Raw genomic sequence first — 23347 nt, 5'->3', positions numbered from 1 at the left:
CAAAAGCAAGCCCAAGAGCCCACGAGCCATCACTCGCTGCACAGAAAGGTGGCCGCCGAAGCGCGGCTCCTGAGACCGAAGGCTCAGCGTGCCGCCAGCGTCTTGTACACACCGCAGCCCAGGTACAGGTCGCCCACGCGGCTCACATACGACATCTTGGTCTGCACCGCGCCGGAGGCCGGGTTGACGATGTCGTACTCCACCCAGCCCGGTGCATGGTCGGCCTGCGCCACGATATCGCTCACCAGCTGGTCACCCGCAATGCCCGGAATGTCCTGCACCCGCGTGCCCACCTTGGCAGGGTTGCCGCCGAAGGCCCGGTAGGTTCCGCCGGTGTCGAGCGCGAACACGTACATGTCGCGGTCGTGGTAGGGCTGGCTTTTGTCCGTGATGCTGCGCAGGAACTGCTCGCGCGAGGTGCTCTTGTGCAAGGCCACGGCCCGGTGCACCAGCGCCACGGCCTCCTCGGCTGTCCCCTGCTGCAGGCGAAACGCCGACACCGCGCGCGACAGCGTGGACGCGCGGCTTTCCAGCGCCTCGGCCTGCTGCACCGCCTGGCCCACCATCTGCGCGTTGTGCTGGGTGATCTGGTCGAGCTGCTGCACGGCAGCGCTGACCTCGCGCAGGCCGGTGCTTTGCTCGGTGCTGGACCCCGATATCTCGCTCATGCTGGCCGCCACGCTGCGGATCCCGCTGGCCATGTCCGCAATGCCCTCGCCCGCGGACCGGATCAGGCCGGCGCTGGTTTCCACCTGGCTCACCGATGCCCCGATCAATTCGCGGATCTCGCGGGCGGCATCGCCCGAGCGCTTGGCCAGGGTGCGCACCTCGGCCGCCACGACGGCAAAGCCGCGCCCCTGTTCCCCCGCACGGGCCGCCTCCACGGCGGCGTTCAGGGCCAGGATGTTGGTCTGGAATGCGATGCTGTCGATGACGCCGATGATCTCGGTCATGCGCCGCGCGCCCTGCTGGATCGCCTCCACCGATTGCACAGCGCGGTCCATCGCCTGCGCGCCCTGGTCGGCAGCTTGGCGCACCTGGGCGGCGCGCGCGTCGGCGCTCTGGGCTGTCTGGGCGTTGTTCTGCACGGCGGACGACAGCTGCTCCACACTGGCCGCGGTTTGCTCCAGGTTGGCGGCCTGCTGCTCGGTGCGGTCGGCCAGCGACCGGTTTCCCTCGGCCAGGCTTTGCCCTGCATGGGCCACCAGCGCCGCGTTGCTGCGGATGTCTGCCACCATCGACGACAGCGTGATCACCATGCGGTCGAGCGACCGCGCCATCTCGGCAGCTTCGTCGCGGCCGATGCTGGTGCGGGAGCGTGCGCACAGGTCGCCGCCACGCGTGCGCTCGATGGCATCGGCCAGCGTGGCCAGGTCCGTCGACAGGCTGGCATAGAGCGCCACCAGTGCATACAGCACCACGGCAGCTGCCAGCGCCAGCAACCACCAGGGCGCCCCGGCCACGGCGGCGGCCAGTGCCAACGCCATCAGCACGCCCAGCGTCAGCAGCTTTCCTGGCAAGCGCCATCTGCGCATCCACCCAAGTCCCGGCCTCAGCGGCAGAAATGCTGACATCTTGTCTCCTCTTATCGTTCTGGTGAGTGGCCGAAATCCTAGGGGGACGCACTTACTGTGAATTGACAGCGGGCGTCGCTGCGGGTTTGCACCAATGCGTGCGCCGGGCGTTCGGAAGGTGGGCCGCACCCATCGCCCATAATGACGCCCCATGAATCCCCTGCTTTCCCATCTACAGCCCTACCCGTTCGAGCGGTTGCGGCAGCTCTTTGCCGGGGTCACGCCGCCCGCCAACTACGGCCCCATCAGTTTGGGTATGGGTGAACCGCGCCATCCTACGCCGCAGTTCATCAAGGATGCACTCAGTAACAACCTCAATGGCCTGGCCAGTTATCCGGCCACGGCGGGGGATTTGAAGCTGCGCGAAGCCTTCACCGGCTGGCTGGAGCAGCGCTACGCGCTCAAGCTAGACCCCGCCACTCAGGTGCTGCCGGTCAACGGCTCGCGCGAGGCGCTGTTCGCGTTAGCGCAGACGGTCATCGACCCATCCAAAGGCCAGCCGCTGGTGGTCTGCCCCAATCCGTTCTATCAAATCTACGAAGGCGCAGCCTTGTTGGCGGGCGCCCAGCCGTACTACGCGGCGAGCGACCCGGCGCGCAATTTCGCGGTCAACTGGGATACCGTGCCCGAGGCGGTGTGGCAGCAAACGCAACTGCTGTTTGTGTGCTCGCCCGGCAACCCCACCGGCGCGGTGATGCCACTCAGTGAATGGCAAAAACTGTTTGAACTGAGCGACCGCTACGGGTTCATCATCGCCTCGGACGAGTGCTACAGCGAAATCTACTTCCGCGACGAACCCCCGCTGGGTGGCCTGCAGGCCGCAGAGCGGCTGGGCCGGCGCGATTTCAAGAACCTGATCTCTTTTACCAGCCTGTCCAAGCGCAGCAACGTGCCGGGCATGCGCAGCGGCTTCGTGGCGGGCGACGCTGCCCTGATCAAGGCCTTCTTGCTGTACCGCACCTACCACGGCAGTGCCATGAGCCCCATCGTGCAGGCCGCCAGCATTGCCGCCTGGGGTGACGAGCAGCACGTGGTGGAAAACCGCGCGCGCTACCGCAAGAAGTTCGCCCAGGTCACCCCGCTGCTGGCGGGCGTGATGGATGTGGCGCTGCCCGACGCCGGTTTTTACCTGTGGGCCAAGGTGCCCGACGCGCTGGGCATGACGGACGCCGAGTTCGCGCGGGCCCTTCTGGCTCAATACAATGTCACGGTGCTGCCCGGCAGCTACCTGGCCCGCGAGGCCCAGGGCAGCAACCCCGGCGCCCAGCGCGTGCGCATGGCCCTGGTGGCCGAAACCGAAGAATGCGTGGAAGCCGCGCTGCGCATCGTGCAATTCATCCAATCCCGTACTGCCTGATCCAATCTCCGATCCACAGACGACCGACTTACCGACAGATCAAATAGACCAACAGATCAATAGACCGACGACACCATGACACAACAACTGCAAACCCTCATCGACAACGCCTGGGACAACCGTGCCAGCCTCTCGCCTGCCGCCGCCCCCAAAGAAATCCAGGACGCTGTCGAGCACGTGATCGCCGAGCTGAACAACGGCACGCTGCGCGTCGCCACCCGTGAAGGCGTGGGACAGTGGACCGTGCACCAATGGATCAAGAAGGCCGTGCTGCTGTCGTTCCGCCTGAAGGACAATGAACTCGTGAAGGCCGGCGACCTGGGCTTCTATGACAAGGTGCAAACCAAGTTCGCCCACCTGACGGCCGATGAGATGAAGGCCACCGGCGTGCGCGTGGTGCCGCCAGCCGTCGCCCGCCGCGGCAGCTTCATCGCCAAGGGTGCGATCCTGATGCCGTCGTACGTGAACATCGGCGCCTACGTGGGCGAAGGCACCATGGTCGACACCTGGGCCACCGTGGGCTCGTGCGCGCAGATCGGTGCCAACGTCCACCTGTCGGGCGGCGTGGGCATCGGCGGCGTGCTGGAGCCCCTGCAGGCCGGCCCCACCATCATTGAAGACAACTGCTTCATCGGCGCGCGCTCTGAAGTCGTCGAAGGCGTGGTGGTCGAAGAGCACTCGGTGCTGGGCATGGGCGTGTACCTGGGCCAGAGCACCCCCATCTTCAACCGCGCCACGGGCGAGATCAGCTACGGCCGCGTGCCCACCGGCTCGGTGGTGGTGAGCGGCAACCTGCCCAAGACCGCCGCCAATGGCACGCCGTACAGCATGTACGCCGCCATCATCGTCAAGCAGGTGGATGCGCAAACCCGCTCCAAGACCAGCATCAACGACCTGCTGCGCGACTGACCGGGCAGCGAGTTATTGACCGCAGCACCCGCCGTGCGGCACGATCAGCGCCACAGACGATAAAGACGACAACCCGAGGGACACACCATGAGCACGATGGAACGGATTCTCCGCCTGATGGCCGAGAAAAAGGCGTCCGACGTCTACCTGTCGGCCAACGCGCCGGCGCTGATCAAGATCAACGGCGAGTGCGTGCCGATCAACAACCAGATCCTGCCCGCCGACGCGCCGCGCAACTTGCTGTCCGAAGTGGTCCCCCCGGACCGCATCGAAGAGCTGGAAGAAACCGGCGAGCTCAACATGGGCGTGCCGCTCAGCGGTGTGGGCCGGTTCCGCGTCAGCGCCATGCGCCAGCGCGGCAGCTACGCGGTGGTGATCCGCTTCATCTCGCAGCACATCCCTGAATTCGACTCGCTGGGCCTGCCGCCCGTGCTGCGCGACCTGATCATGGAAAAGCGCGGCCTGGTGCTGGTGGTGGGTGCCACGGGCTCGGGCAAGAGCACGACACTGGCGTCGATGATCGACACCCGCAACGAAGCGCTCACCGGCCACATCCTCACCATCGAGGACCCGGTCGAATACCAGTTCAAAAACAAGAAATCCATCGTCAACCAGCGCGAGATCGGCAGCGACACGCAGTCCCTGCAGACCGCGCTGAAGAACGCGCTGCGCCAGGCGCCTGACGTGATCCTGATCGGCGAAATCCGCGACCGCGAGACCATGTCGGCCGCTATTGCGTACGCGCAATCAGGCCACTTATGCCTGGCCACCCTGCACGGCAACAACAGCTACCACGCGCTCAACCGCATCCTGTCGTTCTACCCCGTCGAAGTGCGCCCCACGATGCTGGGCGACCTGGCGTCGGCGCTCAAGGCCATCGTCTCGCAGCGCCTGGTGCGCAAGACCGACGGCGGCCGCGTGCCGGCGGTGGAGGTCATGCTCAACTCCAAGCTCGTCTCCGAGTTGGTGGAAAAGGGTGATTTCTCGGGCGTGAAGGAAGCCATGGAAAAGTCCATGGCCGAAGGCTCGCAGACCTTTGAAGAAGCCTTGGCCCAGCTCATCATGGACGCCAAGATCGACCGCAAGGAAGGCATTGCCTACGCAGACTCGCCCACCAACCTGATGTGGCGCCTGCAAAACGACTTTTCGCTGGCCGCCAACGCCGCCAAAGCCCAGAAAGAAGCGCGTGACGCGCCGGACGACCAGCCCTCTTTCACCGAGATCGTGCTGGACGTCAAACCCACCGCTTGAACGACACCACTCCCGCCCCCGATGTCCCGCACACTGCACCTCGCTGAACAGCTCATTGCCCTGCCCTCCATCACCCCCGAAGACGCCGGGTGCCTTGAACTGCTCGCGACCCGCCTGGCACCCCTGGGGTTCGTGTGCGAACGCATCGACAGCGGCCCGGCAGATTTCCGCGTCAGCAATTTGTGGGCAAAAAGGCCTGTACCGCTGGATGGACGTGCGCAAGCAGCTATCAAAACCATAGTATTCGCTGGCCACACGGACGTGGTACCCACCGGGCCGCTGGCCCAGTGGAGCAGCGACCCGTTCGTGCCCACGCACCGGGACGGCAAGCTCTATGGCCGCGGCGCCAGCGACATGAAGACCTCGATTGCGGCCTTTGTGGTCGCGGTCGAGGAGTTTCTGGCCACCACGCCAGAGCCGCAGATCCAGCTGGCGTTTCTCCTGACCAGCGACGAAGAAGGTCCGTCGGTGGACGGCACCAAGGTAGTGATCGAGCAGCTCACCGCGCGCGGCGAAGCGCTGCACTACTGCATCGTGGGCGAACCCACCTCGGTCGAGCGCATGGGCGACATGATCAAGAACGGCCGCCGCGGCACCTTGAGCGGCAAACTCACCGTGCGCGGCATCCAGGGCCACATCGCGTACCCACAGCTGGCGCGCAACCCCATCCACCAGGCGCTGCCGGCATTGGCAGAGTTGGCCGCGACCGAATGGGACCAGGGCAATGCGTTCTTCCCGCCCACCAGTTGGCAGATCAGCAACATGCACGGCGGCACCGGTGCCACCAACGTGATTCCGGGCGACGTGGTGATCGACTTCAACTTCCGCTTCTCCACCGAGTCCACGGCCGAAGGCCTCAAGCAGCGCGTACATGCCCTGCTGGACCGCCACGGCCTGGAGTACGACCTGCGCTGGACCCTGGGCGGCCAGCCCTTCCTCACCACGCCGGGCGAACTGGTCAGCGCGGTGCAGCAGGCCATCACCGCCGAAACCGGCCTGACCACCGAGCTGTCCACCACCGGCGGCACCAGCGACGGCCGATTCATTGCGCAGGTGTGCCCCCAGGTGATCGAGATGGGGCCGCCCAACGCCACCATTCACAAGATCGACGAACACATCGTCGTGGCCGACATCGAGCCGCTCAAGAACATCTACCGCCGCACGCTGGAAAATCTGGATGCAGCGGTGAGGTCCGCAGCATGACGACCGTGCAAGAGCTCATCGACTCCGTCGCCGCACGCCTGGATGCAGCGGGGGTTGCCTTCGGTCACGGCACCACCAACGCCTTCGACGAGGCCGCCTGGCTGGTGCTCTGGCAGCTGGGCCTGCCCATCGATGACCTCGACAGCGTCGAAAACATGCCTATCACCGGGGAGCAGCGCGCCGAAGTGGAGTCACTGCTCAGCGACCGCATCGCCACACGCAAGCCTGCCGCCTACCTCACGCAAGAGGCTTGGCTGCAAGGCATACCCTTCTATGTGGACGAACGCGCCATCGTGCCGCGCAGCTTCATTGCCGAGCTGCTGGTCGATGGCAGCGTGGACGAATTCTTGAGCGAGAACACCCGCAGGGTGCTCGACTTGTGCACCGGCAACGGCAGCCTGGCCGTGCTGGCCGCTATGGCGTGGCCCGAAGTGGTGGTGACGGGTGCGGACATCTCGTCCGATGCCCTGGCCGTCGCGCGCATCAATGTCGACAAGCATGGCCTGCAAGACCGCATCACCCTGCAGCTGTCGGACGGCCTGGCCGCCCTGCCCGGCCCATGGGACCTGATTCTTTGCAACCCACCATATGTGAACGCAGCCAGCATGGCCGCACTGCCCGCGGAATACCGCGCAGAACCCGAACTGGCGCTGGCGGGCGGCACTGACGGCATGGACTTCATACGCCAGCTGTTTGCCGCAGCACCCGCCTGCATGAGCGAAGACGCTGTGATCGTTCTGGAGATCGGCAATGAGCGCGCGAACTTCGAAGCGGCGTTTCCCACGTTGCCCGCATACTGGATTGACACCAGTGCGGGCGAAGATCAAGTACTGCTGATTCAAAGAACCAGCCTCTTGCAGCTCTGATCCGTGGCCCACAGCACTTGGCCCGTGTTATCCACGGTAGCTGGCCCTGGCCAGACGTCGCCGGGCGTCGTGCTTGCTTGTACCGCAGTCACTTGCGCGCGTCAGTGGCTCTGTGGACTGATCCGGTCAGTGGGCACGCCATGGGCGATCGCCATGTTTGCCCTCCTTGCACTCGTTGTACTGCCCGCGCTGCAGGCACAGGAGCTGCCGCGCGGCGCCAGATTGTCGGAGCCTGTCGCTCGCGGATCCGTGGACTCCGTGATCTATGACCGCGACCAACGGAAAGTTCAGATTCAGGGCTGGAGCTTCAATGCATCAAATGCTGAGCCACCCTCCTCCTTCGTCGTACGCATCGACGGGCGCGAGGTTTCGATCATCGCCAAGCATCAGGTTGCGCGCGATGACGTCAACGCCAGTTTTCCGGGCGTGTCGCCCGCAATGGCTGGGTTCGTTCTCGACGTACAAACACCGAGGGATCTGAGCTGGGGGCAACATCCAGTCTCCGTCACCGCCAAGTGGAGCCATATCGAGCAAGACCTGGCCCCGGCGTCGGATCAAGCACGAGCATTTTCAACACTTGCCATTCCCGCTCGGCATTGGTGGCTCGCTGCATTGCTGACAGCATTTTTGGTCGTGCTGTTTGTGTGCAGCCGCATTTCGAGAGCGTCCGTTTTGGTGCGGCAACTCGATGCGGCACTTGCAAAGAATACCCGCCTGATTGCACTGCTGATCTTGGGAGCCTTCGCGATGCTGGTGGCGTCGGGATGGACTGGCGTGTCTTTGCAATTGCTGGTTGGCGATCCCGACAAGGCTGGATCGCATGCCTTTTTGGCACCTGAAAGCGGTATGCGGGCTGTAGCGCTGTCCCCACGTGCCATCCGGTCGGATGAGTGGCTGGTGATCACTCCCAGCGCTCTGGCCCAGGCGCACCATCAGCCCCCTTTCCCGATGATCAATCACCATCTGGGTAACGATGGCCAAAACATGATGATCATCGGGATGACTGGGGTGCCGGTACTTCATGTATCTGCTCTTGCACGGCCGGCTACCTGGGGCTTCTTCGTGCTACCGCTCCCCAACGCGCTGGCTTGGTATTGGTTTTTCCCCTTGTTTGCCTGTTTGCTGGCGTTGTGGGGGTTTCTGAACCAACTGGCCCCTACACGTTCATCCAGAAATTTGGTGCTGTCCCTTCTGTTCTGCTTGGCACCATATGCGACGGGATGGTCCTACTGGCCCTTGTACACAGTTTTTTTCGCTGTGGGCGCACTGTGGGCCATCATGTCGATGGTGCAGGCCGTCCAAGCAATGCGCATTTGGCTGCTGTCAGTGCTATTGGGTTTGTTCGCCGCGGGATTTGCATTGGTTCTGTATCCGCCTTGGCAAATTCCACTGGCTCTGCTGTGCTGCCTCTTGCTGCTCGCCTGGTGCGCAGACCAGCGACCAAAACCCCAGCGAATCTTTCTACCAGCACTTTTGCTGTCGGTAGCCATCGCTGCTGCACTGCTCGGGGTGTGGTGGTTCGATGCCAGAGATGCCATAGCCATCATGCAAGGCACGGTCTATCCGGGCGGGCGGGCAGCTCTGCAAGGTGGTGAGTTCCCTCTGTATTGGCTGACGCGCGGATACTCCAATCTGGACACACTGACGCATCTAGGGGCAAGCGAAACCAATGCGAGCGAGTTTGGAGCCTACTTTCTTCTACCCATTCCTTTGGCGCTCCTAGCTTGGCGACTGATTACGGGCCCCACAGGTCAACACCGATGGATGGCTTGCGCGTGGAGCGTGTTCACCGCCTGGACTTTGGTTTTTATCGTTTTTGGCGTACCGCTCTGGCTATCCAAAGCGTTGCTCTGGCATATCGTGCCATCCCATAGAGTAGATCTGGCGTTGGCACTGGGCTGCACGGTATTGCTCGCACTGGTACCCAGTGGGACACCTGCCCGCAACCATCAATACCGGTCAATCCACCTCTCGTCGCTGGCGACCGCCGCAGGCAGTGCATGCCTGATCACGGTCGCATTGCTGGCGCTGCCTGACGTTCTGTATCCCTCGCTCAGTCCAGTGTTCTTGACAACGATGGCCGTTGCAGGCTTTTTGATAGCTTACTGGCTATCTCTGGGCCAAATGTGGGCCGCCTTGTCGCTCCACCTGCTGCTGTACCTGATTGCAGCCGTAAGCTTCAATCCGATCGCTCGAGGCCCGGGTCAAATACAATTGCATCCAGCGGTACGTCCTTTCTTGCAGATTTCGGAGCCAGGAACCTCCGCTTCATGGAAGCGTGTGTTAACGGTCGGCATAGATAACGGCATGCGCGCCGCCATGTCGCTGGCTTCAGCGGGTGTCCCGGTGGTGAACGGTGTTTTCTACTATCCGCAGTTTTCACTGTGGGCAGAAATGCACCTCCCGCAAGCAGATATCCCTGTCGTCAATCGTTACCAGCATCTTTTTTTCGCTCCTGGGGAGGTCGAGCCTCCGAGCACATACCGCGTAAGTACCCGTTCACAGCTTTCGGACACGGTGTTCGTGACCATTGATGCAGCGCGCTTTGATTTCAAAGCGACCGGCGCTCAAGTGGTACTCACCAAAGAAGCTGATGCCGATCAATTTTTGAACAACCCTCAACTGCGGGTGCTCGGGAGGCACGCTGGTTGGGCGTGGTTTTCAGTACATCCTCAATGATTACCCTTAAAAACGTTACCCTGCGACGCGGCGCCAAAGTCGTGCTCGACAGTGTGTCTGCCACCATCAACCCAGGCGAAAACGTCGGTCTGGTGGGGCGCAATGGCGCGGGCAAATCCAGCCTGTTTGCGCTGCTGAGTGGCAAACTGCATGAAGACGGCGGCGACTTCCACATCCCCACCAGCTGGCGGATGGCCGAGGTGGCGCAGAACATGCCCGAGACCGATCAGTCGGCGACGGATTTTGTGCTGGAGGGTGACACCCGCTTGGCCGAGGTGCAGCAGCAGTTGCTGGACGCCGAGGCCAGTGACGACGGCATGGCCATCGCCCATGCGTATTCGGACCTGCACGATGCCGGCGCGCACGACGCGGTTGCGCGAGCGCAGGCTTTGATTCTGGGCCTGGGTTTCCGCGTCAGCGAGCTCGAGAACCCGGTCGACAGCTTCTCGGGCGGCTGGCGCATGCGCCTGCAGCTGGCGCGCGCGCTGATGTGTCCGAGCGACCTGCTGCTGCTCGACGAGCCCACCAACCACTTGGACTTGGACGCCCTGGTCTGGCTGGAAGCCTGGCTCAAACGCTACGCCGGCACCATGATCGTGATCAGCCATGACCGGGAGTTCCTGGACGCCATCACCAATGTCACCCTGCAGATCCAGACGGGCCAGTTGAACCGCTACGGCGGCAACTACAGCAAGTTCGAAGAGCTGCGCGCGCAGCAGCTCGAGTTGCAACAAGCCAGCTTTTCCAAGCAGCAGGAAAAGATGGCCCACCTGCAGAAGTTCATCGACCGCTTCAAGGCCAAGGCCAGCAAGGCCAAGCAGGCGCAAAGCCGCGTCAAGCAGCTGGACCGCATGGAAAAAATTGCGCCTGTGCTGGCTGAAGCCGACTTCACCTTCGAATTCAAGGAACCGGCCAACCTGCCCAACCCGATGCTGGCCATCAGCGACGCCTCGTTCGGCTATGTAGACGAGGACGGCGTGCCGACCACCATTTTGTCGAACGTCAATCGCTCGGTGCTGGCAGGCCAGCGCATCGGCATTCTGGGTGCCAACGGCCAGGGCAAGTCGACACTGGTCAAGACCATTGCCCGCACCATGAAGGCGCTGGACGGCAGCGTGACCGAAGGCAAGGGACTGAACATCGGCTACTTTGCGCAGCAAGAGCTCGATGTGTTGCGCCCGGCGGAAAACCCGCTGGAGCACATGATTCGCTTGGCCAAGGAGCTGGGCCCAGACCTCAAGCAACCGAGCCGCGAGCAGGACCTGCGCAGCTACCTGGGCACGTTCAACTTCACGGGCGACATGGTCAAGCAGGCCGTGGGCACCATGAGCGGCGGCGAAAAGGCCCGCTTGGTACTGGCGATGATCGTCTGGCAACGTCCCAACCTGCTGCTGCTGGACGAGCCTACCAACCACCTGGACCTGGCAACCCGCGAAGCCCTGGCCATGGCGCTCAACGACTTCGACGGCACCGTCATGCTGGTCAGCCATGACCGCGCGCTGCTGCGCTCGGTCTGCGAAGACTTCTGGATGGTGGGCCGTGGCGTGGTGGGGCCGTTTGACGGGGACCTGGACGCCTACCAGCGCTACCTGCTCGACGAATCTCGGCGCCTGCGAGAGGAAGCACGTCAGGCCGACCAGGCACAGACGTCAACAGCTCGTGCCGACGCCGCGCCAGTGGCTGCAGCGCCATCGGCTGCGCCCCCCCCAGTTTCTCCTGCGACAACCCCCAATGCGGCCCCTGCGGCCGCTCAACCCCCTGCCCGGGACGGTCGGGAGCAGCGCAAGCTCGATGCGCAGGCTCGCCTACAGCAATCTGAAAAAACCAAACCGCTCAAGAAGGAATTGGAAGCCATCGACAAGCGCCTGGCGGCACTGTCGGCTGAACGGGCGGACCTAGAGCGAAAGCTGACGGAGGCGCTGCCGCCATCCGACATTGCCGACTGCGGCAAACGCCTGAAAGCGGGACACGACGAGACAGCGCAACTGGAAGAACGGTGGCTCGAAATTTCTTCGTCGATCGAAGAAATTCAGACGGCCTCGGCCTGACCAAGATGTAAAACCATGTAAATTTAGCATGGTATTTTGATACTGTAGCGCTTGTCCACCAATGACAAGCAGCTACAAATTCAATAGCAAATTGGAATGTAAAGAACAGGGGCGGAGCGGTTGCATTTTTTTGCGAAAGGCTGTCAACGCAACCCGACAGGCCCGCGTTGTTGGTACATCACAGGAGTTTTTCAGATGAATACCACCGCAATCTTGTCCGCCTGGCCCGAAGACGAACGCGACCGCAAACGCGCTCCCGCTCGCTTCTGAGACCGCCTCGGCCCTGTTCAAAATCCAAATCCTCGGATTTGAAATCATGAAAGCCCCGACCTTAATCCGCAGACCGTGTTTTTGCAGCGGTGCGCCAGAAGGCCGGGCTTCGTCCAGGAGGCATCTTCGGTTGCAAGCGACCCCATAGCTTGCCCTCATGAATGTTCTCCCCAACAAAAAACCCCGCACTGCGGGGTTTTTGCTTTTGGCGGCACGCATTGCCGTTGCATGGTGCCCCCCGCGGAAGGGGGGCAGTGGGCCATCAGCCCATGTGCAAACCGCCGTTGACGGAGAAGTCAGCACCGGTGGCGTATCCACCCTCTTCCGAAGCCAGCCAGGCAATGATCGAAGCGATTTCGCTGGGTTCGCCCAGGCGCTTGACGGGCACGGTGGCGACAATCTTCTCCAGCACGTCAGGACGGATGGCCTTGACCATGTCGGTGCCGATGTATCCAGGGCTCACGGTGTTCACGGTCACACCCTTGGTGGCGAGCTCCTGGGCCAATGCCATCGAGAAACCATGCATACCGGCCTTGGCCGCCGAATAGTTAGTCTGACCGGCCTGCCCTTTTTCGCCGTTGACGGAACTGATGTTGATGATGCGGCCCCAGCCTTTTTCCACCATGTCTGCCACCACTTGTTTGGTGACGTTGAACATGCTGTTGAGGTTGGTTTCGATGACTGCGTCCCAGTCTTCGCGCGACATCTTGAGGAACATGCGGTCGCGGGTGATGCCGGCGTTGTTCACCAGCACGTCGATGGTGCCGTGCTCGGCCTTGGTCTTGCCGAAGGCTTCCACCGTGGAATCCCAATCCCCCACATTGCCCACGGACGCGTAGAAGCTGTAGCCCTGGGCCTTTTGTTCAGCCAGCCATTTGGCATGGTCACGGGTCGGGCCGCAGCCAGCGATGACCTTGAAGCCCTCTTTGTGCAGGCGCTGGCAGATGGCGGTGCCGATGCCGCCCATGCCGCCGGTGACGTATGCAACTTTCTGGCTCATGTGATTTCTCCTTGTTGATTGTGTGATGCGCTCACCGCCACTCTAACCAAGAATTCAGGCACTGCCGTGAAGGAAAACACTGAAGCCCCTTTCGTTTTCGACATATTGGTATGCCTGCAGCAAGCGCTATCCACGTCTCCTGCTGTTCGTCACTGTTTTGGTGCGTGTCTGCGCTTAAGCGCCGGCGACAACCGGAAACAAAAAAGCCGCGCCAAAGCGCGGCTTTTTCACGGCTGTCCCAGCGACAAAGGGATCGCAGAGGCTCCTGCGCGATCCCGGTCCCCAGTGGATGCCGATCAGCGTTCGAGGGCCAAGGACACGCCCATGCCACCGCCAATGCACAGTGCGGCGATGCCTTTCTTCGCGTTACGGCGCTGCATTTCATGCAGCAGCGTGACCAGGATGCGGCAGCCAGATGCGCCGATGGGGTGGCCGATGGCAATGGCGCCGCCGTTCACATTGACCTTGGACGGATCGATCCCCAGCTCTTTGTTCACCGCGCAGGCTTGCGCAGCGAAGGCTTCGTTCAGCTCGAACAGGTCCACGTCGGCGGCGTTCCAGCCGGCGCGCTCCAGCGCCCTGCGCGTGGCCGACACGGGGCCCATGCCCATGGTGGCGGGGTCGAGGCCCGTGGTGCCAAAGGACGCGATGCGGGCCAGGGGTTTGAGGCCGAGGGCCGCCGCCTTTTTGGCACTCATCACCACCACGGCGGCTGCGCCGTCGTTCAGGCCCGATGCATTGCCAGCGGTGACGCTTCCTGCCTTGTCGAAGGCGGGGCGCAGGCCGGCCAGGGCTTCTGCATTGGTCTTGCGGTTGAGGTATTCGTCGGCGTTGAAGAGGATGGGGTCGCCCTTCTTTTGCGCCAGGCTCACGCCCACGATCTCATCGGCAAACTTGCCGGCGTCCTGCGCGGCCGCAGCCTTTTGCTGGCTGCCCAGCGCCAGGGCGTCCTGCATGTCGCGGGTGATGCCGTATTGCTTGGCCACGTTCTCGGCGGTGATGCCCATGTGGTACTGGTTGTAGACGTCCCACAGGCCGTCCACGATCATGGTGTCGACGAGCTTCCAGTCGCCCATGCGCTGGCCGTCGCGCGAGCCGGGCAGCACGTGGGGGGCCAGGCTCATGCTTTCCTGTCCGCCCGCCACCACGATCTCGCTGTCGCCCCAGGCCACGGCCTGGGCGGCCAGCATCACAGCCTTGAGGCCCGAGCCGCACACGGCGTTGATGGTGAGGGCCGGAGTTTCCTTGGCCACACCGGCCTTGATGGAGGCCTGGCGGGCGGGGTTTTGCCCCACGCCGGCGGTCAGCACCTGGCCCATGATGACTTCGCCGATCTGGTCGGACGACAGGCCCGCGCGTGCGATGGCTTCGCGGATCACGATGGCGCCCAGTTCGGTCGCCGGGGTCTTGGCCAATGCGCCACCAAACTTGCCCACAGCAGTGCGGGTGGCCGAAACGATGACGATGTCTTCCATGGAATGTCCTTCTTTGTGGTTGGGTCGGTGCAGGCCCGCTGGCGAGCTTGTCTGGTTTGCGTGAATGGCGGTCTCGCCGGGTAATTCTCTCAGGCCTTCAAGTCAGGACTTTTCAGGACTTTTGCTTAACGTAGCTGCCTGGCGCGGGCTCGATGGCTTTGAACTTGGTGCCCTTGCCGTACGCCTTGGGCGCGGCGATCTGCTTGCCGGCATGGCCCTTGAGCCAGCCGGACCAGTCGGTCCACCAACTGCCAGGGTGCTCGGTGGCACCTTCGAGCCACTGGTCCAGCGTGGCCGGGAACTTGCCGTCGGCACGTATCCAGTGGCTGCGCTTTCCCTTGGAGGGCGGGTTGATCACGCCGGCGATGTGGCCCGATGCGCCCATCACGAAGCGCTTCTTGCCCGGCAGCACCTGGGTGGAGGCATAGGCCGCGGTGGCAGGCACGATGTGGTCCTCGCGAGAGCCGTAGATGTACACGGGCATGGTCAGCTGGCCCAGGTCCATCTTCTCGCTGCACACGGTGAGCTTACCGGGTTTGACCAGGCTGTTCTCCAGGTAGAAATTGCGCAGGTACCACGCGTAGAACGGGCCCGGCAGGTTGGTGCTGTCGCTGTTCCAGTACAGCAGGTCAAACGGTGGCGGCGTTTCGCCCTTGAGGTAGTTGCCCACCACGTAGTTCCACACCAGGTCGTTGGGGCGCAAGAAGCTGAAGGTCGATGCCAGGTCCTGCCCCTTCATCAGCCCACCTTGGCCCATCTGCATCTCGCGGAACTTGACGAAGGCTTCGTCGATGAACACATCCAGAATGCCGGTGTCCGAAAAGTCGATGAGCGTGGTGAGGAAGGTGGCGCTGGCCACGGGCTCTTCACCCCGCGCTGCCAGCACCGCCAGGGCGTTGCTCAGGATGGTGCCCCCCACGCAGAAACCCAGCGCATTGATCTGCTCGGCCCCGGTGATGCTCTGCACCACGTCGATGGCCGCCATGGCGCCGTCTTCGACATAGTCGTCCCAGGCCTTGTGTGCCAGGGTGTCGTCGGGGTTGCGCCAGCTGACCACGAAAGTGCGGTGGCCCTGGTCCACTGCGTAGCGAATGAGCGAGTTCTCGGGCTGCAGGTCGAGGATGTAGAACTTGTTGATGCAAGGCGGCACCAGCAAGAATGGGCGCTCGTACACCTTGGCGGTGAGCGGCTTGTATTCGAGCAGCTGGAACAGCTCGTTCTCGAACACCACGGCCCCTTCGGTAGTGGCCACATTGCGGCCCACCTCGAACAGGCTCTCGTCCGTCATGGAGACATGGCCTTGCGTGATGTCGTGCAGCAGGTTCTGCATGCCTTTGGCAATGCTCTCGCCCTTGGTCTCGATGGCTTTCTTCTGCGCTTCGGCGTTGAAGGCCAGGAAGTTGCTGGGCGCCATGGCGGCCATCCACTGCTCCACGCCGAAGCGGATGCGCGCCTTGGTCTTCTCGTCGGACTCCACCGCGTCGGCCAGGCCCATCAGGGTGCGTGCGTTGAGCAGGTAGGCTGCGGCAGAGAATGCGGCCACCGGGTTGGCGGCCCAGCCTTCGCCGGAAAACCGCCGGTCCTTGACCTCGGGCGTGCCCTGCAGGCCTTGCGCCCACAATTGTTTGGCTTCATCCAGGTACTGCTGCTGCAAGGCCTGCAGCTTGGACGGGGAGAACTGAAGCTGGGGAGCGGTGGGTGCGGAGGCAGATGTGGATGCTCCAAGATCCATCTTCTGGAACGACTGCAATGCCTGCGACCAGCTTTGCCCGAAAATCTGTTGGAACTGCTGGGCGCTCTCGGCCCAGGGTGATTCAGAATTCATGTTCTTTCCTCGGTGGTTGGTCGTTCGCAGCGGCTGGGCTTTGTCTCTCGACTTCATTGTTGCTTACCGACTTGTGCAAGGCAACGGCTTCAACCCATCTCGGAACGTGTTCTTACATCCAACCGCTTGTTCAATTCAATACCCGCAACCAATGTACCTGATCGTCATCGTCTGGACCTACGTCACTCTCATGATGGCCGTGGCCGAAGCCACCAGCCCCGTGGGCACAGTGCTGGGCGCGATCGTCACCTTTGTGCTGTATGGCCTGCTGCCCATGAGCATCCTGGTGTACATCCTCGGGACACCGTCACGCAAACGGAAGATCAAGGCGCGCCAGGCGGCTGAGCAGGCCGCGTACGACGCACAGCAGGCGGCAGCCCAACCAGTAAATGCAGGGGTCGACGGTGGTGTTGTTGACCCGACACCTGCATCAGGCTCAGTCGCGCCAGATACAGGCGGCGAAGCGCCCGCTGCTGCCCAGGGTACCGCTGTCGCGCCGGTGCGAAAAGAACCGTGAAGCATTGGTCACCGTGCACCAGGCGGGGCTGCTGTCATTGCCGTAGATACTGGTGATGCCCAGGGCCTCCAGCCGCAACCGCGCCAGTCCTGCCAGATCACACAGGTACTTGCCTGGCAGGCCGGCACGGGGCGTGAAGCAGCCCTGCGCGGCCGCAGACACATCGCAGAACGCTGCACGCACCTCGGCACCGACCTCGAACACGGTGGGCCCGATACAAGGGCCCAGCCAAACCATGGTGTCCGGTGCGGCACCAAGGGTCGCCCCCCCAGATGCTGCCAGCACGCTTGCTTCGATATTGATAGCGCCTGGCGCTTGATGGGCAAGCGCAAGGGCACCAAAACGCTTTACCACAGCCTCCAGCACACCCTGGCCCCCCTGCCCCGCCAAGCCCCGCCACCCTGCATGCGCTGCAGCCACCACAGCCCCCGAGCGGTGGGCCAGCAGCACCGGCAGGCAGTCGGCCACCATGATGGTGCAGGCCACGCCGGCTTCCGTGGCCACGCAGGCATCGGCATCCGTGCCATCGGCTGTGGCGCTGTCAAGCTGCACCACGCCGTCACCATGCACCTGGTTCAAGAAGACAGGCCGCACGCCCGCGGACACCGCCTGCACACGGGCCTCCAGTCGCAGCCGATTGGCGCGCACCGCCGCACGGTCGTCGCCAACGTGGATGCCCAGGTTCAGGCTGTCATAAGGCGGCTGGCTGACCCCGCCAGCGCGCGTGGTGCACAGTGCGTGCACGCCCGGGGGCACAGGCCAGTCGGGCACCAGCCAGTCAGCGGCCTCTGCGGTAGCGATGGCGTCAGTCAAGCTTCGTGGTCCGGACAGGCCGAAGGCTGGGCCTTCTGGAATGCCGGCAGGGCCAGGCACGCGGCGTGTACGCCCATGGTGAGCGGCAGGCCGTCCAGGTTCACTTTGAACCGCTGGGCATTGAAGATTTGCGGCACCAGGCAGCAGTCGGCCAGCGTGGGCGTGTCGCCCCAGCACAGCTGTGATGGCGGCAGGCCCTGGCTCTCGCGCTCCCGGGCCAGCAACGCCAGCTGGCGCTCGAAGGCCTCCAGGCCGCTGCGGGCCCAGTGGTGGTACCAGGCGTTCTTGGCGTCTTCTTCCACCTTCAGTTCGCGCACCAGGTACTTGAGCACCCGCAGGTTGTTAATGGGATGGATCTCGCACGCCACCATCTGCGCCAGCGCGCGCACGCGGGCCCGAGCCAGCGGGTCGGCGGGCAGCAGCGCGGGCGTGGGATGCGTTTCGTCCAGATACTCGATGATCGCCATCGACTGCACCAGCGCGGCGCCGTCGTCGGTCACCAGCGTGGGCACCAGGGCATCGCCGACGCGGGCGGTGTAGGCGGGCTGCTGGTGCTCGCCCTTGACGAGGTGCACGGGCAGGTAGTCGTAGTCCAGGCCCTTGATCGCCAGCGCTATGCGCACACGGTAAGAGGCCGAGGAGCGAAAGTAGTTGTAGAGCTGCATGCGGTATGGATGTCTTTGATTCGGCGCACCCGGCGCCACGGGTCAGTGGGCCATGCCTGCGGCGGACTGCCGCGAAGCGATCAGCCGTCCGGCTGGCAAAGTGATCTCAGGGCTGTGTCAGAGCGGTGTCAAAACGATTTCAGCGAGCCGGTCAGGCCCCCGAGGCGCCTGCCGGGTCCTGGTGCTGGTAGACCACCTTGGTCAGCATCGCCATCAGGTCGCTGCGCTCCTGCGCATCGAGCGGGGCCATCAGGCGCTCTTGCACGCGCTGCGCGGCGTCGCGCATCTGCAAGGCGGCGACCTCGCCTTCGGGCGTGATCCACAGCAGCTTGCGGCGGCGGTCGCGGGTGTCGGGTTCGCGGCGGATCCAGCCGCGTTTCTCCAGCCGGCCGATCACCGACCCCGACGTGGCCGCATCAAATGCCACGCGCGATGCGAGGGTGACCTGGTCTTCGCCCGGCTGGGCCAGCAGCTCATGCAGGATGGCGAACTGCACAGGCGTCACATCGAACCCGGCCGTCTCTTCCATGAAAAGGGCCACGGTGCGCTGGTGTGCGCGGCGCACCAGGTGGCCTGGCGTGTTGTGGAAATCGAAGCTCTTTGCCATGGGCGCGAGTGTAGCCTCTGGCTGCACGGGCCTTGCAGCCATGGCACACTGCCACTTTCGGGCTGGCTGCGGCGCCCCCCGGGTCCACAGACCCCCTCGCCGCACCTGTCGCGGCCCCTTGCGGCCCGTGGCGGCTGACAACGGCCCGGCCCCTCATTCACATCGAGCGACACAAGAAAGGCAGACATGAGCTACGTGTTTTCTCCCGCGCCAGTGGCCAGCGTGCCCGTGGTCGGCAGCGGCGACCGTTTCCCCGTCCACCGCATCTACTGCGTGGGCCGCAATTACGAAGAGCATGCCAAGGAGATGGGCTTCACCGGCCGCGAGCCGCCCTTCTTCTTCATGAAGCCGGCCGATGCCATCGTGGTGGTCAACGCGGGCGAAACGGGCCAGCTGCCCTACCCCACCCTCACCGCCAACCTGCACCACGAGATCGAGCTGGTGGTGGCCATTGGCAAGGGCGGCAAGAACATCGCTGCCGCCGACGCGCTCTCGCACATCTACGGCTACGCCGTGGGCCTGGACATGACGCGCCGCGACCTGCAGAACGACATGAAGAAGCAAGGCCGCCCCTGGTGCATCGGCAAGGGCTTTGACGCCAGCGCACCCATCGGCCCCATCACGCCCGCAGCCCAGGCGGGCGACGTCGCCAACGCCGGCATCTGGCTGCAGGTCAACGGTGCCGACAAGCAGCGCAGCACCGTGGCGCAGCTGATCTGGAACATCGCCGAGACCATCGAGCACCTGTCTGCAGCCTGGGAGCTGCAGCCCGGCGACCTGATCTACACAGGCACCCCCGAAGGCGTGGGCGCCGTGGTACGCGGTGATGTGCTGGAAGGTGGCGTGGAAGGCCTGGGCACGCTGCGCCTGACCGTGGTGTGACCACCGACGGCGCGTGCACCGTGGCCCGCTGTGCACGGCCTTGCATTGGCCGGCCCTGCGCACAGGCCTTGGCGCCCGCGCCGCCCGCTACACTATGCTTTTCATAGCTGCTTGCGCATGCTGAACAAGCGGTAGCGGCCTATTTGAACCAAAAACCACGCATGACCTTCCGCAGCCCCATCCAACACTGCCGCGCCTGCGGCACCGCCGTGGTCTACCGCCTGCCCGACGACGGCGATACCAAGCTGCGTGCCGTCTGCCCTGCCTGCAACACCGTGCACTACGAAAACCCGCTCAATGTGGTGGGCACGGTGCCCGTCATGGCGGATGGGCGCGTGCTGCTGTGCAAGCGCAACATCGAGCCGCGCTGGGGCAAGTGGACGCTGCCGGCCGGGTTCATGGAGCTGGAAGAAACCACGGCCCAGGGCGCCGCGCGCGAGACGGATGAGGAAGCCGGTGCGCAGATCGAGATGGGCCCGCTGTTCAGCCTGCTCAATGTGCCCCGCGTGGGGCAGGTGCATTTCTTCTACCGGGCCCACTTGCTCAGCGACCAGTTCAACCCGGGTTTCGAGACCATCGAGGCGCGCCTGTTCACCGAAGACGAGATCCCGTGGGACGAGATCGCCTTTCGCACGGTCAAGGAAACGCTGGAGGCCTACTTCGCGGACCGCAAGACGGGCAGCTTCGGACTGCACTGCATCGACATCGAGTAGCGAGCCGCACAGCGACACGCTGGCGGTCGCACCCCACCCCACCCTACCCTACCCACCATGCCCTTGCCTTCTGCCCCACCCACTGCGGCGGCACCACCGGACGGGATGCCCAGCTACCGGTTGCTCACCGGCCCCGACGATGCCGCGTTCTGCCGCCGGGTGAGCGATGCGCTGGCGCTGGGCTACGTGCTGCACGGCTCGCCCGCAGCCACGTTCAACGGCCAGACCGTGATCGTGGCGCAGGCGGTCATCTGGCCGGGCGTTCGGCACACAACGCTCTAGGCAGGGATCGGCGAGGCAACGCTGCCACGACCAGAGCGATGACTCCAGCGCTGCGCATGTCTGACCGCTAACCGCCCGTGCGTTCCTCGGCAGGCACCGGCGGTGCCGTCGAACCCGGTGGGTCGTGCGTCACCGGTGGCAGCCCACCGGGCCCTTGGCCCGGCATCTGGGGCTGCGATTGCGGGTCGCTGCCAAACAGCCCGCGGATCCAGTCGCGCATGGCGCCGAGCGGAGCATCCCCCGGTGGCGGCATTTGCGACGGCGGCGGTGTGGTGTCGAACTCGTCGAAGAACCGCTCCTGCCCATCCACCACCTTGGTGCGGATGGCCTGCTGCATGAACTCGCCCACCATGGGCAGCGCACTGCGGGCACCCTGCCCCCAATGGTCGCTGCGCAGCGTGATGCGGCCGTCGTTGAAGCCGGCCCAGGCGCCCGCCACCACATGGGGCTGCATCAGGATGAACCAGCCGTCCGTGTTGTCCTGCGTGGTGCCCGTCTTGCCCGCCACGTCGGCCTGGATGCCGTAGCGCGAGCGGATCGCCGTGGCCGTGCCCCGGTCCACCGCACCGCGCATGGTGTTGCGCAGCACCTGGGCGGCGCGCGCGTCGAAGACGGCCTCGGGCACGGGCTTGGCAAAGGTCTCCAGCACCTTGCCGTGGCGGTCCTCGATGCTGGTGATGAGCACCGGCTCCACATAGCGGCCCAGGTTCACGATGCTGCTGTAGGCCGAGATCATCTCCTTGAGCGTCACCGGGCTCGTGCCGAGTGCCAGCGAGGGCACTTCTTCCAGCGGCGACTGGCGCACGCCCAGCGCCCGCGCCACCTCGGCCACGCGGGCCGGGCCCACCTGGTGCATCACCTGGGCGGTGATGGTGTTCTTGGACAGCGCCAGGCCGTCGGCCAGGCTCATCGGCTGGTCGCTCGGCGGGCCGCCGTCGGTGGGGCGCCACACGCGGCCGCCGCCCAAGGGGATTTCCACCGCAGCGTCCATCAGCATGTCGGTGGGCTGGGCGCCCTGCGCAAACGCGGCGCCGTAGACGAAGGGCTTGAAGGTGGAGCCCGGCTGGCGGCGCGCTGCCTGCACATGGTCGAACGGGTCCTGCGCGAAGTCGCGGCTGCCCACCCAGGCCAGCACGTGGCCGGTGACAGGGTCCTGCGCCAGAAAGCCGGCCTGCACGCGCGTCTTGTCGGCGCGCAGCTTCTGCAGGAAGGCCTCGTCCGCCAGCAGCGCCTTCTGGGCGTCCTCGGGCGTCTCGCCCTTGTCGACGGCCGTGCGGAACTCGGCGCTTTCGCGCACCAGCGTCTGCACCAGCTCGTTGCCCGGCCCCCAGCCGTCGCGCTTGCTCCAGGCGGCGTCGGCCACGGTTTGCAGCTGCTTGCCCTGGCGGGCGACCGCCTGGTTGGCAAAGTTCTGCAGGCGCGAGTCGATGGTGGTGCGGATCACCAGGCCATCGGCATACAGGTTGTAGCCATGGCTGTCGGCCCAGTCGATGAGCTGCTTGCGCAGCTGGATCGCAAAGTGCGGCGCCGGGCCCATGACCTCGGTCTGGCGCTCGAAGTTGACGCGCAGCGGGCGCTTTTGCAGGTCGTCGAACTGCGCCTGCTCCAGCTTGCCGCGCTTGACCATCTGCGACAGCACGGTGTTGCGCCGTGCCTGGGCGCGCTCGGGGTTGAGCACGGGGTTGTAGTAGGCCGTGCCCTTGAGCATGCCGATCAGCGTGGCGCTTTCGAGCACCGTGAGCTTGTCGGCCGACTTGTCGAAGTACGTGCGGGCCGCCATCTCGATGCCGTAGGCGTTGTACAGAAACGGTACGGTGTTGAGGTACGTCTCCAGCACCTCGTCCTTGCTGTACGAGGCCTCGATCTTGACCGCCGTGATCGCCTCCTTGAGCTTGCGCGTCAAAGCCTGCGGAAACACCCGCGAACGGCCGATCTCGTCCGGGAACAGATTGCGCGCCAGCTGCTGCGTGATGGTGGAGCCGCCCTGCGGGTCGCCGCGCAGCGTGTGCACCACCGACGACGCCGTGCGGCGCCAGTCGAGCCCGAAGTGGTTGTAGAAACGGTGGTCCTCGGTGGCGATCAGCGCGTCCACCACGTGGGGCGAGATCTTGTCGAGCTCGACCCATTCGCGGTTCGCCCAGCGGTACTCGGCCAGCAGCTTGCCGTCCACCGACATGAGCTGCGCGGGCAGCTCGCTCTTGGCCTTGCGGATGTCGGCGGTGGACGGCGTGAACGGGATCAGCGCCAGCGTGTACACCAGCACCGCCGCGGGCACCGACAGCGCCCCCCAGAACAGTGCCAGGCGCAACGGCCGGGGCATCCAGGCGAACAGGCCCGCCAGCCAGCGGAAGAACGCCGCGGCACGGGCCTTGAAGGAGAGCAGCAATGTGCGCATCAAAAACTCGAAAAAA

Annotated in this window: 19 protein-coding genes; 11 read left to right on the top strand and 8 right to left on the bottom strand. The window is 64.3% G+C overall.

Annotation, left to right across the window (positions count from 1 at the left end):
• Window positions 1-83: 83 nt before the first annotated feature.
• Window positions 84-1574 (bottom strand): methyl-accepting chemotaxis protein, encoded by a 1491-nt coding sequence (locus ASF16_RS09965; protein WP_056165856.1) that lies wholly within the window; start codon window positions 1572-1574, stop codon window positions 84-86.
• A gap of 151 nt (window positions 1575-1725) precedes the next feature.
• On the opposite strand from ASF16_RS09965, the gene dapC reads away from it, so the two are divergent.
• From dapC to ASF16_RS09930, 7 genes are all read left to right on the top strand, one after another.
• Entirely contained in the window at window positions 1726-2931 is a 1206-nt protein-coding gene (gene dapC, locus ASF16_RS09960; protein ID WP_056165853.1) for a succinyldiaminopimelate transaminase, read from the top strand.
• Between the two features lie 75 nt (window positions 2932-3006).
• Entirely contained in the window at window positions 3007-3840 is an 834-nt protein-coding gene (dapD, locus tag ASF16_RS09955) for a 2,3,4,5-tetrahydropyridine-2,6-dicarboxylate N-succinyltransferase (RefSeq protein ID WP_056165851.1), read from the top strand.
• Window positions 3841-3927: 87 nt separating this feature from the next.
• Window positions 3928-5091: a PilT/PilU family type 4a pilus ATPase gene (locus tag ASF16_RS09950; RefSeq protein ID WP_056165847.1), complete on the top strand. Its 1164-nt coding sequence runs from the start codon at window positions 3928-3930 to the stop codon at window positions 5089-5091.
• 21 nt (window positions 5092-5112) lie between these two features.
• Window positions 5113-6294 carry a succinyl-diaminopimelate desuccinylase gene (gene dapE, locus ASF16_RS09945; protein WP_056165845.1) on the top strand — a complete coding sequence of 394 codons (1182 nt, stop codon included), beginning with the start codon at window positions 5113-5115 and terminating at the stop codon, window positions 6292-6294.
• Complete coding sequence (prmB, locus tag ASF16_RS09940) at window positions 6291-7160, top strand: 50S ribosomal protein L3 N(5)-glutamine methyltransferase (protein ID WP_056165842.1); 870 nt, start codon at window positions 6291-6293, stop codon at window positions 7158-7160. The genes dapE and prmB overlap by 4 nt, the downstream gene beginning before the upstream one ends.
• 153 nt (window positions 7161-7313) lie before the next feature.
• Window positions 7314-9839, top strand: a complete 2526-nt coding sequence (locus ASF16_RS09935) for a hypothetical protein (RefSeq protein ID WP_156372014.1) — start codon at window positions 7314-7316, stop codon at window positions 9837-9839.
• Entirely contained in the window at window positions 9836-11887 is a 2052-nt protein-coding gene (locus ASF16_RS09930; protein ID WP_056165837.1) for an ABC-F family ATP-binding cassette domain-containing protein, read from the top strand. Before ASF16_RS09935 ends, ASF16_RS09930 begins: the two co-directional genes overlap by 4 nt.
• 532 nt (window positions 11888-12419) lie before the next feature.
• Here ASF16_RS09930 and phbB read toward each other — a convergent pair.
• The 3 genes from phbB to ASF16_RS09915 form a co-directional block, all read right to left on the bottom strand.
• Window positions 12420-13157: an acetoacetyl-CoA reductase gene (gene phbB, locus ASF16_RS09925; protein ID WP_056165834.1), complete on the bottom strand. Its 738-nt coding sequence runs from the start codon at window positions 13155-13157 to the stop codon at window positions 12420-12422.
• 296 nt (window positions 13158-13453) lie between these two features.
• Complete coding sequence (locus ASF16_RS09920) at window positions 13454-14632, bottom strand: acetyl-CoA C-acetyltransferase (RefSeq protein ID WP_056165832.1); 1179 nt, start codon at window positions 14630-14632, stop codon at window positions 13454-13456.
• Window positions 14633-14744: 112 nt separating this feature from the next.
• On the bottom strand, window positions 14745-16457 hold the full coding sequence (locus ASF16_RS09915) for an alpha/beta hydrolase (RefSeq protein WP_056165828.1): 1713 nt from the start codon (window positions 16455-16457) through the stop codon (window positions 14745-14747).
• A gap of 151 nt (window positions 16458-16608) precedes the next feature.
• Here ASF16_RS09915 and ASF16_RS25400 point away from each other — a divergent pair, with 151 nt between their 5' ends.
• On the top strand, window positions 16609-16974 hold the full coding sequence (locus tag ASF16_RS25400) for a hypothetical protein (protein ID WP_082516831.1): 366 nt from the start codon (window positions 16609-16611) through the stop codon (window positions 16972-16974).
• Here the strand turns inward: ASF16_RS25400 and ASF16_RS09910 are convergent.
• From ASF16_RS09910 to ASF16_RS09900, 3 genes are all read right to left on the bottom strand, one after another.
• Window positions 16894-17787 (bottom strand): polyphenol oxidase family protein, encoded by an 894-nt coding sequence (locus tag ASF16_RS09910; protein WP_056165825.1) that lies wholly within the window; start codon window positions 17785-17787, stop codon window positions 16894-16896. The two genes, ASF16_RS25400 and ASF16_RS09910, sit on opposite strands and share 81 nt — an antisense overlap.
• The gene (gene maiA / locus ASF16_RS09905; protein WP_056165822.1) at window positions 17784-18452 is read right to left on the bottom strand and encodes a maleylacetoacetate isomerase; all 669 of its coding nucleotides are present in this window, start codon (window positions 18450-18452) and stop codon (window positions 17784-17786) included. The genes ASF16_RS09910 and maiA overlap by 4 nt, the downstream gene beginning before the upstream one ends.
• A gap of 151 nt (window positions 18453-18603) precedes the next feature.
• Window positions 18604-19059, bottom strand: a complete 456-nt coding sequence (locus ASF16_RS09900; protein WP_056165819.1) for a MarR family winged helix-turn-helix transcriptional regulator — start codon at window positions 19057-19059, stop codon at window positions 18604-18606.
• A 186-nt stretch (window positions 19060-19245) separates the two neighbouring features.
• Here ASF16_RS09900 and ASF16_RS09895 point away from each other — a divergent pair, with 186 nt between their 5' ends.
• The 3 genes from ASF16_RS09895 to ASF16_RS09885 all read left to right on the top strand — a co-directional run bounded on the left by ASF16_RS09895 (window position 19246) and on the right by ASF16_RS09885 (window position 20936).
• Window positions 19246-19941: a fumarylacetoacetate hydrolase family protein gene (locus ASF16_RS09895; protein WP_056165815.1), complete on the top strand. Its 696-nt coding sequence runs from the start codon at window positions 19246-19248 to the stop codon at window positions 19939-19941.
• Between the two features lie 161 nt (window positions 19942-20102).
• The gene (locus tag ASF16_RS09890) at window positions 20103-20654 is read left to right on the top strand and encodes an NUDIX hydrolase (RefSeq protein ID WP_056165812.1); all 552 of its coding nucleotides are present in this window, start codon (window positions 20103-20105) and stop codon (window positions 20652-20654) included.
• A 57-nt stretch (window positions 20655-20711) separates the two neighbouring features.
• Complete coding sequence (locus ASF16_RS09885) at window positions 20712-20936, top strand: DUF1737 domain-containing protein (protein ID WP_056165809.1); 225 nt, start codon at window positions 20712-20714, stop codon at window positions 20934-20936.
• Window positions 20937-21003: 67 nt separating this feature from the next.
• On the opposite strand, the gene ASF16_RS09880 is transcribed toward ASF16_RS09885, so the two are convergent.
• Entirely contained in the window at window positions 21004-23331 is a 2328-nt protein-coding gene (locus ASF16_RS09880; protein ID WP_056165806.1) for a penicillin-binding protein 1A, read from the bottom strand.
• Window positions 23332-23347 lie beyond the last annotated feature (16 nt).

The organism is Acidovorax sp. Leaf78, assembly GCF_001422735.1.
Taxonomy (GTDB): domain Bacteria; phylum Pseudomonadota; class Gammaproteobacteria; order Burkholderiales; family Burkholderiaceae_C; genus Acidovorax.
This window is presented reverse-complemented; position numbering and strand designations above follow the sequence as displayed.

Coding starts and splice junctions, on each gene's coding strand:
- ASF16_RS09965 (WP_056165856.1), bottom strand. CDS start 1,574: ATGTCAGCATTTCTGCCGCTGAGGCCGGGACTTGGGTGGATGCGCAGA.
- dapC (WP_056165853.1), top strand. CDS start 1,726: ATGAATCCCCTGCTTTCCCATCTACAGCCCTACCCGTTCGAGCGGTTG.
- dapD (WP_056165851.1), top strand. CDS start 3,007: ATGACACAACAACTGCAAACCCTCATCGACAACGCCTGGGACAACCGT.
- ASF16_RS09950 (WP_056165847.1), top strand. CDS start 3,928: ATGAGCACGATGGAACGGATTCTCCGCCTGATGGCCGAGAAAAAGGCG.
- dapE (WP_056165845.1), top strand. CDS start 5,113: ATGTCCCGCACACTGCACCTCGCTGAACAGCTCATTGCCCTGCCCTCC.
- prmB (WP_056165842.1), top strand. CDS start 6,291: ATGACGACCGTGCAAGAGCTCATCGACTCCGTCGCCGCACGCCTGGAT.
- ASF16_RS09935 (WP_156372014.1), top strand. CDS start 7,314: ATGTTTGCCCTCCTTGCACTCGTTGTACTGCCCGCGCTGCAGGCACAG.
- ASF16_RS09930 (WP_056165837.1), top strand. CDS start 9,836: ATGATTACCCTTAAAAACGTTACCCTGCGACGCGGCGCCAAAGTCGTG.
- phbB (WP_056165834.1), bottom strand. CDS start 13,157: ATGAGCCAGAAAGTTGCATACGTCACCGGCGGCATGGGCGGCATCGGC.
- ASF16_RS09920 (WP_056165832.1), bottom strand. CDS start 14,632: ATGGAAGACATCGTCATCGTTTCGGCCACCCGCACTGCTGTGGGCAAG.
- ASF16_RS09915 (WP_056165828.1), bottom strand. CDS start 16,457: ATGAATTCTGAATCACCCTGGGCCGAGAGCGCCCAGCAGTTCCAACAG.
- ASF16_RS25400 (WP_082516831.1), top strand. CDS start 16,609: ATGTACCTGATCGTCATCGTCTGGACCTACGTCACTCTCATGATGGCC.
- maiA (WP_056165822.1), bottom strand. CDS start 18,452: ATGCAGCTCTACAACTACTTTCGCTCCTCGGCCTCTTACCGTGTGCGC.
- ASF16_RS09900 (WP_056165819.1), bottom strand. CDS start 19,059: ATGGCAAAGAGCTTCGATTTCCACAACACGCCAGGCCACCTGGTGCGC.
- ASF16_RS09895 (WP_056165815.1), top strand. CDS start 19,246: ATGAGCTACGTGTTTTCTCCCGCGCCAGTGGCCAGCGTGCCCGTGGTC.
- ASF16_RS09890 (WP_056165812.1), top strand. CDS start 20,103: ATGACCTTCCGCAGCCCCATCCAACACTGCCGCGCCTGCGGCACCGCC.
- ASF16_RS09885 (WP_056165809.1), top strand. CDS start 20,712: ATGCCCTTGCCTTCTGCCCCACCCACTGCGGCGGCACCACCGGACGGG.
- ASF16_RS09880 (WP_056165806.1), bottom strand. CDS start 23,331: ATGCGCACATTGCTGCTCTCCTTCAAGGCCCGTGCCGCGGCGTTCTTC.